Source organism: Pseudomonas sp. D5(2026) (genome assembly GCF_057766845.1).
In genome coordinates, this window is the sequence record NZ_CM173421.1 from 2,583,160 (window position 1) to 2,597,419 (window position 14,260).

11 protein-coding genes and 1 pseudogene are annotated in these 14,260 nt (G+C 61.8%); 6 read left to right on the top strand and 6 right to left on the bottom strand.

Annotated elements, in window-relative coordinates; all coding sequences use genetic code 11:
• Nucleotides 1-18: 18 nt before the first annotated feature.
• From AC3B5Q_RS11870 to AC3B5Q_RS11890, 5 genes and pseudogenes are all read right to left on the bottom strand, one after another.
• Nucleotides 19-400: pseudogene (locus AC3B5Q_RS11870) on the bottom strand (MerR family transcriptional regulator).
• Between the two features lie 161 nt (nucleotides 401-561).
• On the bottom strand, nucleotides 562-1,140 hold the full coding sequence (locus tag AC3B5Q_RS11875; protein WP_209966493.1) for an NAD(P)H-dependent oxidoreductase: 579 nt from the start codon (nucleotides 1,138-1,140) through the stop codon (nucleotides 562-564).
• A 224-nt stretch (nucleotides 1,141-1,364) separates the two neighbouring features.
• The gene (locus tag AC3B5Q_RS11880; protein ID WP_028697233.1) at nucleotides 1,365-1,793 is read right to left on the bottom strand and encodes a type II toxin-antitoxin system YhaV family toxin; all 429 of its coding nucleotides are present in this window, start codon (nucleotides 1,791-1,793) and stop codon (nucleotides 1,365-1,367) included.
• Nucleotides 1,793-2,110 (bottom strand): type II toxin-antitoxin system PrlF family antitoxin, encoded by a 318-nt coding sequence (locus AC3B5Q_RS11885; protein ID WP_021782330.1) that lies wholly within the window; start codon nucleotides 2,108-2,110, stop codon nucleotides 1,793-1,795. Before AC3B5Q_RS11885 ends, AC3B5Q_RS11880 begins: the two co-directional genes overlap by 1 nt.
• A 144-nt stretch (nucleotides 2,111-2,254) precedes the next feature.
• Nucleotides 2,255-3,169, bottom strand: a complete 915-nt coding sequence (locus AC3B5Q_RS11890) for a LysR family transcriptional regulator (protein WP_003253946.1) — start codon at nucleotides 3,167-3,169, stop codon at nucleotides 2,255-2,257.
• Nucleotides 3,170-3,375: 206 nt separating this feature from the next.
• Here AC3B5Q_RS11890 and AC3B5Q_RS11895 point away from each other — a divergent pair, with 206 nt between their 5' ends.
• The 5 genes from AC3B5Q_RS11895 to AC3B5Q_RS11915 all read left to right on the top strand — a co-directional run bounded on the left by AC3B5Q_RS11895 (nucleotide 3,376) and on the right by AC3B5Q_RS11915 (nucleotide 11,710).
• Complete coding sequence (locus tag AC3B5Q_RS11895) at nucleotides 3,376-4,398, top strand: zinc-dependent alcohol dehydrogenase family protein (RefSeq protein ID WP_103444521.1); 1,023 nt, start codon at nucleotides 3,376-3,378, stop codon at nucleotides 4,396-4,398.
• Between the two features lie 517 nt (nucleotides 4,399-4,915).
• Complete coding sequence (locus AC3B5Q_RS11900) at nucleotides 4,916-6,301, top strand: hypothetical protein (RefSeq protein ID WP_021782332.1); 1,386 nt, start codon at nucleotides 4,916-4,918, stop codon at nucleotides 6,299-6,301.
• Entirely contained in the window at nucleotides 6,301-7,656 is a 1,356-nt protein-coding gene (locus AC3B5Q_RS11905) for a GntR family transcriptional regulator (RefSeq protein WP_275966650.1), read from the top strand. Before AC3B5Q_RS11900 ends, AC3B5Q_RS11905 begins: the two co-directional genes overlap by 1 nt.
• Before the next feature lie 146 nt (nucleotides 7,657-7,802).
• Complete coding sequence (locus AC3B5Q_RS11910) at nucleotides 7,803-9,452, top strand: VRR-NUC domain-containing protein (protein ID WP_488393094.1); 1,650 nt, start codon at nucleotides 7,803-7,805, stop codon at nucleotides 9,450-9,452.
• A complete protein-coding gene (locus AC3B5Q_RS11915) occupies nucleotides 9,449-11,710 on the top strand; it encodes an ATP-dependent DNA helicase (protein WP_488393095.1) in 2,262 nt (753 codons plus the stop codon). Before AC3B5Q_RS11910 ends, AC3B5Q_RS11915 begins: the two co-directional genes overlap by 4 nt.
• Nucleotides 11,711-11,809: 99 nt before the next feature.
• On the opposite strand, the gene AC3B5Q_RS11920 is transcribed toward AC3B5Q_RS11915, so the two are convergent.
• Entirely contained in the window at nucleotides 11,810-12,991 is a 1,182-nt protein-coding gene (locus AC3B5Q_RS11920; protein WP_274101587.1) for an NnrS family protein, read from the bottom strand.
• A 215-nt stretch (nucleotides 12,992-13,206) separates the two neighbouring features.
• Between AC3B5Q_RS11920 and AC3B5Q_RS11925 the strand changes: the two genes are divergently transcribed.
• A complete protein-coding gene (locus tag AC3B5Q_RS11925; RefSeq protein WP_021782337.1) occupies nucleotides 13,207-14,121 on the top strand; it encodes a site-specific integrase in 915 nt (304 codons plus the stop codon).
• Nucleotides 14,122-14,260: the final 139 nt, after the last annotated feature.

Here is a 14,260-nt window from a genome sequence, read left to right on the forward strand (position 1 = left end):
AGGGGCAGCGGAGTGGATTCAGCGGGCTCTTTCCAGGTGTTCGAACTGGCATTGCATCTGAGCATCTTTGGCTCAGCTCAAACTCAACCAAGCCGTCATGCACTTGCTGCAATGTCTGGATCTGCCCCATCAATTCCTGCTTTTTGTTATCGATGGCCTGCATGGCCAGATCCCAGGGCAGCTCCTGGCCGTGATGATCCTGCAGAATGGCCCGCATTTCCTTGAGTTTGAAACCGAGTTGCTGAGCGCATTTGATGAAGGTCAGCAGCTCTACGCTTTGCTGGCTGTAGATGCGGTACTTGCCTTCGCGCTGCGGTGGGGGCAGCAGGCCGATTTCTTCGTAATGTCGAATGCTTTTGACGGTGGTGCCCGACAGCTGGGCCGCTTTGCCGATGTACATGAAAGTCCCTTTTTTGACGCATCAGAAGCGAAAAGATGTCGCGTGCTCGTACAGGCGCGCGACATCTTTGCACGAGCATCAGGGTGTGGGAAGCCTGGACAAGGTGTCACAGCAGGGAGGCTCGGCTGCGCAGCGCAGGGGCACGGCCCGACCGGGGCCGATCAGCGGCTGGCGACTGCCTGGACTTGTTTGAGCCAGGCTTCGCGCTGTTGCGGCTTGGAGCCCAATACCGGACCGAAGGTGAGGGTTTTCAGGGGTTTTATGCCGCAGAACTCCAGGGTGGTCTTGCGCATTTGGTGCAGGCCCGGCATGCGATACACCCACCGGTAGTACCACGGCGGCGTGTCCATGGTCACCAAAAGATGAGCCGTGCGGCCCTTGAGCAGCTTATCCGGGAAGGGCGAGCCCTTGCGGTACTTGAAGGCAAAACCGGGCAGAAACACGCGGTCGAAGAACCCCTTGAGCAACGCCGGAATGCCGCCCCACCAGATCGGGTACACCAATGTCAGGTGTTCGGCCCAGGTAATGTCGTTCTGTGCGTCGATCAAATCGGGCTCAAGCAACTGGATCTGGTTATAGCCATCGTGCAAGACCGGATCGAAATCCAGGGTGTCCAGGCGCAGCAGGCGCACCTCATGGCCTGCTTGCGTGGCGGCCTCGACATAACGTTCGGACACAGCGCCACAAAAGCTGTTGTTCGAAGGGTGGCCGAGGATTACGAGCATGCGTTTGCGCTTCATGACAAACTCCGGGTAATGAAGTGCCAAGGGTAAAGTCTGCCCCTTACGGTAGAGTCAAGCCTTGCCGGTTAGTGGTAGAGACAGACAGTCCAGCAGCACTCGGGTGTCGCCCGGCAAACCGTCGAATGAGGGGGCGCAGAAACGCAATGTGCGTTACGAGTGGATTACAGTGGAAGCACCAAGGGGGGGAGTCGAACGTGCAATCCCTCACCCAGTCGCGCAGCTTATGCTTTGGGCTCGTCCCAGTCATCAGGAGGGTTACCGCGGTCCAGCATCTTCTCGAATACGGCGTAGGGATCGGATTTTCTGCCTGCGGACTGCAGAGTATTTTCGTCGTTGCCCCATGCGTAGACGATGACCTTGGACCTTGAGTCGTAGCGAAAGAACAGCCGAAAGCGCCTACCGATTTTCGCCCGCCGCCAATGTCGGTAGGCGGTGCCTAGCGTGTTGCCTTGGCGGAGCTCGTCACGGCCCGGGTCGGCAGGCACAGCCTCCATGATCAGATGGCTTAATGCCCGAAACAGCTTGACGTTGGCGTTGCTTTCAAAACCTTGTGGGTCGTTCTGCGCGGCCTGGGCGGCGGCTTCTTGCAATTTGCGTAGCTGTAAAGTCACACCTTCATGGAACAACAGTGTCCAGCCATGTCGCAGTATCAGATCGCGACCTCACCGTCGATATCTTCGTCCAGATTTACATCGTGGCCCGCATTGGCGAGCATGGTTTGCGCCAGGTTTTCCGGCAGGGTGGTGAGGTTGCGCCCGCTTCGGATATCAGCCTCCAGCAAACCCAGGAACGCACCGATGGCAGGGTCCTCATGGATGGTTTCTACGCGGCTGACCACGACTTCCTTGGCGCGTACGTCGAATGCGATCTTGCCACCCGTGTCGAGGCCTAAAAGCTGGCGAACGGACTTGGGCACTGTGACCTGCCCCTTCGAGGTCAACGTGGCGATTTCGTGGATGGCAGGCATGAGCGTTCTCCCGGATGTATTGATTAAATGGCAAGGAATAATCCTTACACGGTCAATCTTGGTTTTCTGCTGATCAAGCATAGGCGGGGAGGACGCTAAATAGCGTCGCAGGATGAGTTACATCACGTCCAGGGACACGATCCTCTAAAGACTGTCAGGATCCCCAAAAAACATCTGTATCCGCGACCGTAGCCACCGCTCCGCCGGGTCATTGTCCTGTGCCCCGCGCCAGGCCATGTGCAGTTCGAAACTGCGCACGGGTATCGGCAGATCCTCGGCCCGCAAGCCGCCGGCGGCTGTCAGTGCATCCGCCGTGTAGTCCGGTACCGTAGCGACGATATCGGTGCCTGCCAGCAAGCTCCCCAGCCCGTTGAACTGCGGTACCGCCAGCACCACGTGGCGCTTGCGGCCGATTTCCTCGAGGGCTTCGTCGATGAACCCGGACAAGTCCCCGGCAAACGACACCAATGCATGGGGCCGCGCGCAGAAGTCATCCAGGGTGATGCTGCCGGGTACGCTGTCGGCGCGCAGCAGTTTCGGCATGCTGCGGCGCAGCACCTTGCGCTTGGCGTTGGCCGGCAGTTCGCTGGTGTAGCTGACACCCACCGAAATCTCGCCCGAGGCCAGCAGGGTTGGCATCAGCAAGTAGTTGACTCGTCGCACCACCAGCACTATACCGGGCGCCTCGGCGCGAATGCGCTTGAGCAGTTGCGGCAGCAATGCGAACTCGGCGTCGTCCGACAAGCCGATGCGGAACACCGCATTGCTGGTGGCCGGGTCGAATTCGGCAGCGCGGCTGACTGCAGTGGAAATCGAATCCAGTGCCGGTGACAGCAGGGCGAAGATCTCGTGGGCCCGTGCCGATGGCTCCATGCTGCGCCCTGTGCGCACGAACAGCGGGTCATCGAACAGGTTGCGCAGGCGCGACAGCGCCGCGCTGATGGCCGGTTGGCCGAGAAACAGTTTTTCTGCGGCGCGGGTCACGCTGCGCTCGTGCATCAGCGTCTCGAACACAATCAGCAGGTTGAGGTCTACACGACGCAGGTCGTTTCGATTCATCGGTGCGCTTCGCCTAATGTGGGGCAGAGGTGAATCTTAAGGCCAAAGGCTGTTACCCTGCACGGGTTTAGGGGGACCAATCGCAGGGAAAGTCAGGTGCCCAATCGATGACAAGCATGTCGACTATTAATGCCCACTGATGGTCTAACGGGCAAAGCCCGGATAGAGTCAGTGGTAATTAGAGGTTCACAAAGGCGAGGTATGCGATGTCCCGCATGATCCGTTTCCACAAGTTCGGCGCTGCTGACGTGCTTCGTTGCGAAGAGCAGGCCGAACCGTCACCCGCTGCCGACGAGGTGCAGATCCGCGTCGAAGCGGTTGGCGTCAGCTGGTATGACGTGCTTTGGCGCCAGAATCTGGCACCGTCCCAGGCACGTCTGCCAGCAGGGATCGGTCACGAAATGGCCGGGGTGGTGACGGCGGTCGGTGAAGGGGTCGATGACATTGCCGTCGGTGACCGGGTTGCCAGTTTCCCGGCCACCAGTGCCAACGACCACCCGGTATATGGCGATGTCATCGTACTGCCGCGTACAGCCATTACTCGCTATCCGAATGTGCTCACCCCGATTGAGGCCAGCGTGCACTACACCCCGCTGCTGATTGCCTATTTCGCCTACGTCGACCTGGCACGGGCCAAGGCCGGGCAGACAGCACTGGTCACCGATGCCAGCCATTGCGCCGGGCCTGCCTTCGTGCAGCTGGGCAGGGCCCTGGGGCTGAAGGTGTTCGCCGCCACCAAGGATGCGGCGCAGCGAGAGTACCTGCTGGGTCTGGGCGCAGACAAAGTGATTGTCACTGAAGAGCAGGACCTGCTGTTGCAGATTGGCAAGTACACCGATGGCCGCGGCGTTGACATGGTGCTCGATGGCATGGGTGGCCCGCAGATGTCGCTGTTGGGCGATGTGTTGGCGCCGCGTGGCAGCCTGGTGCTGTACGGCCTGCAAGGGGGCAACCAGACACCGTTCCCGGCCTGTGCGGCATTCCAGAAAAACATTCAGTTCTATGTGCACTGCATCGGTAATTTCACCGGCAAGCCAGAGCTTGGCATCAGCCAGGACCAGGTGGCACTGCAGCGTGCCTTGCGCGATATCAACCAGTTCACCGCCGACCAACTGCTGACGCCGCAAATCATCAAGGTGTACCCGTTCGAACAGGTGGTCGAGGCGCATCGTTACATGGACCAATGCCCGTGCGGCGGGCGGGTGGTGCTGGACATGGCGCAACACTGACGGTTACTGAAATGACCAGCAAACCCGGGCAGGCCCCGGGTTTTTTGTGCGCGGGGTAAAGTGATTCAACTTTTAAAGTAGGACTGTTCCTACAATAAGTTGCGACGCGGACTACATATAAGTCAGCGGTCTTTGGGCTTTCAGAAATATCCCGCCAAATATTCAGCCTTGAACGCTTTTCCCTTGCGAGCCACTGTGAGCTGACACGGCCGCTGAATGGTTTTTTTACCGTGAACTGTGTCTTCAATTCGCGCTGCCTCCCTCTCGATAATGGCCCAATGATAGTTTGTGCAAGGAACGTGGGATGAGCATGGCTATGCCTGGTATAGAGCAGCATGTGGAAGCGACAGGCCATCGCAGTGGTGGTTTTTTCTCGATGGCCTGGCGACAGTGAAGGGTTACGTCATTACTTTCATTTAAGTTGTAGGAATTTTCTTCTGGGTAAGTTTGGCGCATGTATAAGTTGAAATGGTTGGTACGGCATGCGCTGGCTGCATGAAGTTGATGAGGTGATTGCGTGACTGCTATTCACGACCAGGCGATGCATTATATCTACCAGCAAGTACTTGAGCGCTTGTTGAACCACATGTCCCAGGCGCAGCGCGCTTCCTTGCAGTTGTTGATACAACGCCTGTTGGTTGCTGCAGGCGGGCCCGAGTACATCGGTACTTTCAGCTTGCAGCTATTGCAAGGTAGCGACCGCCATAGCAGCCGGCTGCTGGCCATGTTGCGTGCCGCGCAACTGAGCATTGCCCTGCGTTCGCCGGTAACCTTTCAGCTGCGGGTATTGGTGGTCAGCCTGCCGGTTGCCGACAGCGCCACGCTGGAAGCTCATGAGCGCAGTTTTAGCGCCCTGTTCATGCAGGATGATCCGAGGGTGCAATTGCAGATGATCGAGGGGCGCGCAGTGGTGCCGTTCAGTCGTCGGCTATCGGTAATGCCTGAGCGCTGGGGGCTCGCCAGGGATGCGTTGTTGATGTTCGGCCACATGATCGATGCCAGGCCTGAAGCCCTGCTGGGTTGCCGCTTGCACCTGGAGCTGGCGGGGGCCGTGGATAATGCGCTGCAGTCAGCGGTGCCTCCCGATGCATTGGTCACTGCCGTGCCCGGGTTCCACCGGCGCCGATACCTGGCTTGGGCCCGGCGTAGCCTGCGCCTGGCCAGCGAGTGCGGCCCGCATGCAGTGCACCAGTGCCTGGCGGCACTGGCCCAAGGTCTGAGCCGATTGCACGGCGCTGTTGGGGGCGCACCGGTTGGCCAGCACGGGCCGGTACCGGGCGCCGTACCGGGGCGTGCGCCAGTGCGGCTGATTGCTATTGATGACCTGTTGCCGCAGTTGCTTGAAGACCAGCAGATTGACGCGATGCTGGGTTGTCACTTCGAGGCTGCTACGGATGCTTTGTCGCTGTCTGAATTCGTCGACTCGCTAGCCACGGCACAGTTGCACGAACTGCGTGCCCGCAGCCTGGAGCCGCAGGCCGGGCGACCAGCGCTGACGCTGGCAGGGCAGGGGGGTGACAGCAAGCAGCGTGACGCCACCCCGTTGCTATTTGGCAAAGTCTACGGCATCAATCAGGCCCAACTGGTGTGCCTGCTGTTCAGCCCGTTTGCCAGGCAGGGGAAAAACCTCGAGCGGTTCTTGCAGTGCCGGCATGCCGACATGGTAGTGGCGTTGCCGTACCTGCACAGGGCCTTGCAAGGCAAACCCTGCCCTGATGCAGTCAAAGCCTGGCTGGTGAACACCAGTGGCCTGCCGTTGGGGCAACTGCGGCAGATTTATGATGGGCAGTTACCGCTGACGGGATGGCGCCTGCTTAACCACCTGGCCCGTCGGGATGTACACCTGAGGTTGCTACCGCAGCAGGCGGTGGGGCGGCGGCGTGGTGCTGCGGGGCTGCCTTGATGGGGCGAGCGGCCCCAGGCGAGTTCGCGTATCGCAAGGTGTATCGCTACCTGGAAGCGTTGATCGACCAGGCTGCAGGCGTTGGCACATGCCGTTTGCCGTCATTGCGTGAGCTGTCCCGGCGGTTACGGGTGTCGTTGGCCACGGTACAGAGTGCCTACAGCCTGCTGGAGGAGGAGGGCCGTGTACATTGTCTGCCGAGGTCGGGTTATTACGTACAAAACGGTGGCAAAGATCAGACTGTGGCCGTGGCCCGGCAGCCTCCCTTGCCGACACAGCCACTGTTGGAGCGCATTCTGCTTGGTCATGAACGGCGTTTGGCCCGTCAGCGTGATCGCAGGGTTGCGTCCTGGGAAGCGCTTGGTAGCGCCCGTTTGCGCAATGCTGTGGCTGAGCGATACACCCGCTGCTCCAACCAGTACTGGCATGCCGATGATGTCCGGTTGGCCCCCGATGTGCTGGCGTTGCTGGAGACGCTGCTGACCGCACTGGCCATGCAAGGTGGTACCGCGTTGGTGCATTCGCCCTGTTGCTGGCAAGTGTTGCGCGCCTTGGGGCGTGTCGGCATGCGCGTGCTGGAGGTACCACGGGATGCCCGTGGCAACCCCGAGCTGCACGCTTTGGCCAAGCTGCTTGCTAGCGAGCCGGTAAACCTGTTGGTCATGCCGTCTTGCCTGGGCATGCCGCAAGGGCGGCTGGTTTCACCGTATTTTCAGCAGCAGCTTGGGCAGTTGCTTGACCAACACCCGGTATGGTTGCTGGAAAACGACCTGGACAGCGAGCTTTGTTACGACGGGCCGCCGAGCACACGCCTGCGTGACTGGATCGATCCGCGCTGGCTGTTGGTGATGGGCACGTTCGAGGCCGCGGTGGGGGCAGAGGCGCCGTATGCCTATTTACTGAGTCGTGAGACCGTGTTGGCCAAGGCATTCGCCGAGCGAGCGTTTCGGCTTGCGCCGCTACGCTTGCAGGCGCTTGCTCACATGCTCGGCAAGGGGGAAATCGAAACGCAACTGGTTCAACAGCGCACAGACCTGCAAAGGCGCACGCAATACCTGGCGCATGTGCTGCAGTCGCAATTCGGCCAGCGGGTGGTCTTCGAGCTGCCGCAAGGAGGGCAAATGCTGTGGGTGAGTTTCCGCCAGCCGCTGGCGTGGGATGGTATTGCCTTGGCATTGGCCGGCTCTGCATTGCATGCGCTACCGGGCGAGCAGTTCGGCCTGCAGGGGCATTACCCCCAACACCTCGCGCTGATTTGGCTGGGCGGGCACCCGGATGAATTGCAGCGGGCGGTAAGGCGACTGGCGCAGGCGCTTGAGGTGCACTGCGGGCGAAATATCCGCTTCTCGAGTTGAAACCAAGACGCTTGCAGGCGCTGACAGTTGCTGCGAAGGGGACGACAAGTCAAATGAACGAGTCAACGGGCTGACCCGCGGCTCTTGTCAGGTACGCTTTTCTGTATGTATAACCAGTGTCTGTTTTTGCTACCTGATGCCATCCCGTGATTGCCCATTCCGTCGACGACCCGTTCTACTACCTGCATAACTTCCGCCAGGTAGTGTCGTGGGTCGAACAGCGCTACCAGGACCTGCTCGATGACCAGGAACTGGCCTTCATCCGTGCCTTCAGTCAGTTGCAAGCGCCAGCCCAGGCCTTGATGGTGCGTATGGTCATGCGCAAAGGCGAGTTGTTTCGCAGCGATCGGCTCGACTACGCCGAAATCGGCGATACCGCGCTGGCGCTGCAGCCGTTGCTGGCCCTTGGCTGGGTAAGGGAGCCCGAGCAACTGGAGCTTGAACAGCTGTTCGCGTTGCTGCGCAAAGAAGAGCTGGCCCGCTGCTTCGCCCGGCAACTGAGCCGCCCGCGCGCAGCCAAGCATGAGCTGTTGGCACAGTTGCAACCCCTGGCCCTGGCGGCGCGGTCATTGGCCGAATGGTTCCCCGACAGCGAGGTGCGCATTCTGCAGTGGTGCCTGCAACCTCTGTGCGACCGCATGCGCCTGCTGTTCTTCGGCAACCTGTACCAGGACTGGTCAGACTTTGTCCTCGCCGACCTGGGCTTGCTGCGTTACGAGCAGGTACCATTCAGCTCCGATTCTCGCGCCCTGCAGCAACGTGACGATGTCGACCTGGCCATGGCCCTGCACCAGTGCGCCGAGCGCCTGGAGCAGGGCGGCGACCCGCAGCCGATCCTTGCCACCCTGCAGGGCCTGCACAGCGACAACCCCTGGCTGGCCCGGCGCCATGCGCGGCTGCAATTCGCCGTGGGCCAACAATGCGAGCGCCTGGGTGAATGGGACCTGGCCACGGCCGTGTATGCGCAGTGCAACCATCCCCAGGCGCGCATTCGCCAGGTGAGGGTGCTGGAGCGCAGCGAACAGTGGGACCAGGCCCATGCACTGGCATTGCAACTGGCTGCGGCACCCGCCAACGCGCTGGAGGAGCAGGCGCTGCAGCGCATGCTGCCACGCCTGGCGCGCAAACTCGGCGGCCCGCCCCAGCGGCGCAAGCGCACCACGCCGCTGGAACTGATCGAGCTCGAACTGCCCCGCGGGCATGCTGCGCTGGGCGTTGAAGAAGCCGTGCGTCAGCACCTGATGCAAGAGGGGGGGCAGGTGCATTACGTGGAAAACACGCTGTTCAACAGCCTGTTTGGCCTGTTGTGCTGGGAGGCCATCTTCGCCCCGGTGCCCGGCGCATTCTTCAACCCGTTCCAGGCCGCGCCACAGGACCTGCACGACAGCGACTTCCAGCAACGGCGCAGTGCACTGTTCGAACGCTGCCTCGGGAGGCTCGACGATGGCAGCCATCGCCAGGCGATTCTCGACTGCTACGTGGCCAAACAGGGGTTGCAGTCGCCGTTCGTGTTCTGGTCCATGCTCAGCGAGGCACTGCTGGAGCAGGCCTTGGTTTGCTTGCCGGCCGCTGCACTCAAGCAATGTTTCCTGCGCCTGTTGCAGGACATTCGCAGCAACCGTGCCGGTATGCCCGACCTTATCCAGTTCTGGCCCGAGCAGGGCCGTTATCGCATGGTCGAGGTCAAGGGGCCCGGTGATCGCCTGCAGGACAATCAGCTGCGCTGGTTGGAGTTCTGCCGGCAACACGACCTGCCGGTCGCGGTGTGCCACGTGCGCTGGAGCGAATCGCCTTGAGTTACAGCGTAGCGGTGCGCGCCTTGTGTGAGTTCAGCGCCAAGGTTGGCGACCTGGACCTGCGTTTCACGCCGTCGCCCTCCGCTCAGGAGGGTATCGAGGGACATCAGCGGGTAGTGGCACGGCGGGCTGCTGGCTACGAGTCGGAAATCACCCTTGAAGGCCAGTTCGAAACCCTGACGGTGCGGGGCCGTGCCGATGGTTATGACCCTGGCAGCAATCGCCTGGAGGAAATCAAGACGCACCGTGGCGATCTGGCGCGTCAACCGGCCAATCACCGTCAGTTGCACTGGGCGCAGGCCAAGGTCTATGGCTGGTTGATGTGCCAGGCACGACAACTGCCCGCCATCGAGGTGGCGCTGGTGTACCTCGACGTGGACAGCGACAGCCAGACGCTGTTCACTGAGCACTGTTCGGCTGCCGAGTTGCAGGCCTTCTTCGAAACCCAGTGCCAGCGCTTTCTGGGCTGGGCCCGATTGCAGCAACAACGCTTGGCCGAACGTGACCAAGGCCTGCTGGCGCTGAGTTTCCCTTACCCACAGTTCCGAAAGGGCCAGCGGCAGTTGGCTGAAACCTTGTACAAGGCGGTTAGCACCGGCCGTTGCCTGATGGCCCAGGCCAGCACCGGCATTGGCAAGACCCTCGGTACCTTGTTCCCGTTGCTGAAGGCGATGGTGCCGCAGCAACTGGACAAGCTGTTCTTTCTCACCGCCAAGACACCGGGCCGGGCGCTTGCGTTGGACGCCGTGCGCCAGATCACCGATGCCACGCCGCAACCTGCCTTGCGCACGCTGGAGCTGATCGCTCGCGACAAAGCCTGTGAATACCCGGACAAGGCCTGTCATGGTGAGTCCTGCCCCTTGGCCGCAGGCTTCTATGACCGTTTGCCGGCTGCGCGCGAGGCTGCTGCAGCAGTGCCGTTGCTCGACCGCGCCAACCTGCGTGAAGTGGCCTTGGCGCACCAGGTGTGCCCGTACTACCTGGGTCAGGAGATGGCGCGCTGGGTCGACGTGCTGGTCGCCGACTACAACTACTACTTCGATGCGCATGCTTTGCTGTTCGGCCTGACCCAGCTCAACCAGTGGCGAGTGGCAGTGCTGGTGGACGAAGCGCACAACCTGGTCGAGCGTGGGCGCGGCATGTACAGCGCCAGCCTTGACCAGGGCCAGTTGCTGGCGTTGCGCCAGAGCAAACCGCCTGGGCTGGTCAGTGCGCTGGACCGCCTCAACAGGCAATGGAACGCGTTGTATAAAGAGCAGCGCGCGCCGTACCAGGCCAGCGAGTCGCTGCCTGAAGGGCTGCTGCGTGCCCTGCAGCAGTGCGTCGGGCTGATTCAGGAGCAGATGAACCAGGCGCCCACGCACATGGACCCTCAGGTGTTGCAGTTCTTCTATCAGGCCTTGCAGTTCTGTCGGGTTGCCGAGCTGTTCGACGAGCACTTTCTGTTCGACATCAGCCAACGCCAGGGCCCGCGCAAACGGCGCCTGGCCACCCTGTGCCTGCGCAATGTCATCCCGGCGCGGCTGCTGGCACCACGCATGCAGGCGGCGCGCAGTGCGACGCTGTTTTCCGCCACGTTGAGCCCACGGCACTTCTACAGCGACCTGTTGGGCATGCCAGCCGATACCGCCTGGCTGGACGTGGCCGCGCCGTTCCGTGCCGAACAGCTGGAGGTACGCATTGCCAGCCAGGTGTCCACCCGTTACCGGCAGCGCCAAGCCTCCCTGGCGCCGATCGTTGACCTGATTGCCCGGCAGTATGAGCGCATGCCGGGTAACTATCTGGCGTTCTTCAGCAGCTTCGAATACCTGCAACAGGTGGCAGGGCTGTTGGCCGAGCAGCATGGCCAGATTCCCCTGTGGTCACAGGAGCCGGGCATGGACGAGGCGGCCCGCCAGGCATTTCTCGATCGCTTTGTCGCCGATGGCCGAGGTGTGGGCTTTGCCGTATTGGGCGGCGCTTTCGGCGAAGGGGTGGATTTGCCCGGCACGCGTCTGATTGGCGCGTTTGTCGCCACCCTGGGGCTGCCTCAGGTCAACCCGGTCAACGAGCAGTTCAAACAGCGCCTGGGGCGGCAATTTGGTGCGGGTTTCGATTACGCATACCTCTACCCGGGCGTGCGCAAGGTGATCCAGGCGGCGGGCCGGGTTATTCGGGGTGACCAGGACCGTGGTGTACTGGTGCTGATTGACGAACGCTTCGCCGAGACACGGGTGCAGCAGATGTTTCCAGGGTGGTGGGCGGCGGCTACTGTCTAGCGGTCTTTCGCCTTTGGCGATCGGTCGCAATCAGGAGGGTGAGCAAACCACCCACCCAGCTCCCCTCATGGCACACCGCCGCAAGGCGGCCCAAGCGCGTCAACCGGGCATTCCGTCTGCCCGGGGCCGCAGCAGGATGGGCAGGTAATGGCGCAGGAACAGCAGCAATGCAAGGCTCCAGCACAGTGCCGAAACACTTACCCCCAGCGATGTGAACAGCGGCAGAATCACCCGGGCCAGGGTCGCCAGTTGCATCAGGGCAAAGGCCCAGGCAATGCTGGTCGGTACCTGCAATGGCCTGCCGGTGTGGCCCAGGCCGACCCGCGCCATCATGGCCAGGATCAGCCCGGTCATGGCGCCAACGGTCAGCGCGTGGGTCACCAGGCTTGGGCTCAGGGCCACCCCACTGTGCCACAGCGCCATGCCCAGGCAGGCCAGGGCGATCCAGGCGTAGGCCAGGTGCAGCGACCACAGCAACGGTACGCGCCACAGGCCACGGTCGTGCCACAGCAGCAGTCGGGCCGCGTGCAGCGCGAACAAGGCAAAAAACAGCACCGCCAGGCTGGCCCGGGGCTTATCGGCCAGGCCGGTGGCAAACGCCAGCGGTACTGCCACGCTGAGCAACAGGCAGGCACGGTCCAGCCATGGACGGGCGGGGGCCGCGCCAAGGTGACCCAGGCCACGCCGGGTAAAAAATGGTATGACCCGGCCGCCGAGCACGGTCATCATCGCCGTCACCAGCCACAGCCCGGCAAATATTCCACGGCGCTGCCACAGTTCGTCCTGCTGCAACCAGCCTGCCAAGGTCAACCACTGGCAGGCGCCAATCAACAGCACCAGTACCACGATAGGGTAGTTGTTGCGCAGGCGCCGTTGCACGATCGGTCGTGCCAGGCTCAGTGCCACCAATGGCAGGAAGCTGCCCTCGACCAGTATCAGCATGCTACCCGGTAGTGGCAGAAACCAGCTCAGCCGGCCCAGCAGCCAAAGCAGGAACAAACCCTGCAGCGCCCGCCCGCTCAAGCCTGGGATGCCGCTCCAGTTCTGCACGGCGGTCAGCAGAAAACCCGCGATAATGGCGGCGGCGAAGCCGTAAAGCATCTCGTGGCGGTGCCAGGCGAGCATGCCGCCGGGCGGTGCAGGGGCCAGTGCCCCGGCCAGTACGCCGGCCCACAACAGCAGGGCGATCAGCGCAAACAAACTGCCACCCAGGAAGAACGGGCGAAAACCCAAACCCCAGATGGCTTGGCGCGGGCGTGAAGCAGTGGGTTGCAAGAGCATGGGCGGTCCTTGGTTCGTTCAGTAGGCCTCAATTGGGGTAAGATCACGATCCGTGCCAGTTGCAAAGCCTTTGAATATCAAGGTGATGGCACTTCTCAGGGTCCGAATGACATGCGCGTTTTGCAGTCATTCGGACTGGCTTGTATGTCGTTTTGACTTGCTTCAGGGTTTGCCTGGTTCAGTGCCGGCTGACGCTTCGCTACAGGATTCACGTTTTGTCCGACCTCTCGAAAAATCCGCTGCTGCAGTACATGGCCCGTCTGGCCCCATCCAGCCAGCAAACCATGCGCTACATTCTTCAGGACGCCGCCGACCGGCTAGGTTTCGTCGACTGCAACATCGTCGATGTGCCTTGGCATCGGCTTGAGCCGGGCCATGTGATTGCACTGGTGGCAGCCCTGCGTGCTGATGGTTACGCGCCCAACAGCTCGTCGCTGTACGTCAACGCGATTCGCGGGGTGATGAACGAGGCCTGGCGTCAGGGCCTGATCGACCACGAGCAGTTGTTGCGCATTCGCGAGGTCAAGCCGGCCACAGGCTCCCGTCTGCCGCCAGGGCGCAACCTGCGCCGCAGCCTGATCCGCGAGCTGATGGATGTGTGCGCAGCCGACCCGCGGCCACAGGGGGTACGTGATGCGGCGATCATTGCCTTGCTGTACGGCACCGGCATGCGCAAGTCGGAGTCGGTCGACATCGACCTCGACCAGGTCGACTTCGAGGCGCGCAGCCTGCAAGTGGTGGGCAAGGGCAACCACCAGCTGGTCAAGTATGCACCGCCGTGGGCATTCGAGAAGCTGCAGGCGTGGCTTGAACTGCGCCGCCAGGACCTGCCTGCCGGGGCGGAGGACGACCCGTTTTTGTTCAACCGCATCCGTCGCGGCAGCCACATTACCCGTGCGCGCATTACCAAGCATGCGATCTACTACATTGCCCGCCAGCGCGGCGCGCAGGTGGGGGTGAAGATCATGCCACACGATTTTCGCCGGGCATTTATCACCCGGGTGATCGAAGAGCACGACCTGTCGATTGCGCAGAAGCTGGCGCACCATGCCAATATCCAGACCACGGCCATCTATGACCGGCGTGATGACAACGAGCGTCGGCGTGCCGTTGACCGCTTCGATTACTGAGGTTTGATTTTCAGGGGCTGCAAAGCTGCCCCATTCTCACGGGCGCCGGCACCGAAACAGGGCCGGCGCACGCCCCTGCTTTGTGCGCCATCCCCCCGTATGCCCGATGCCAGAGCGGGCGCAGCATAAGTTTCATCAT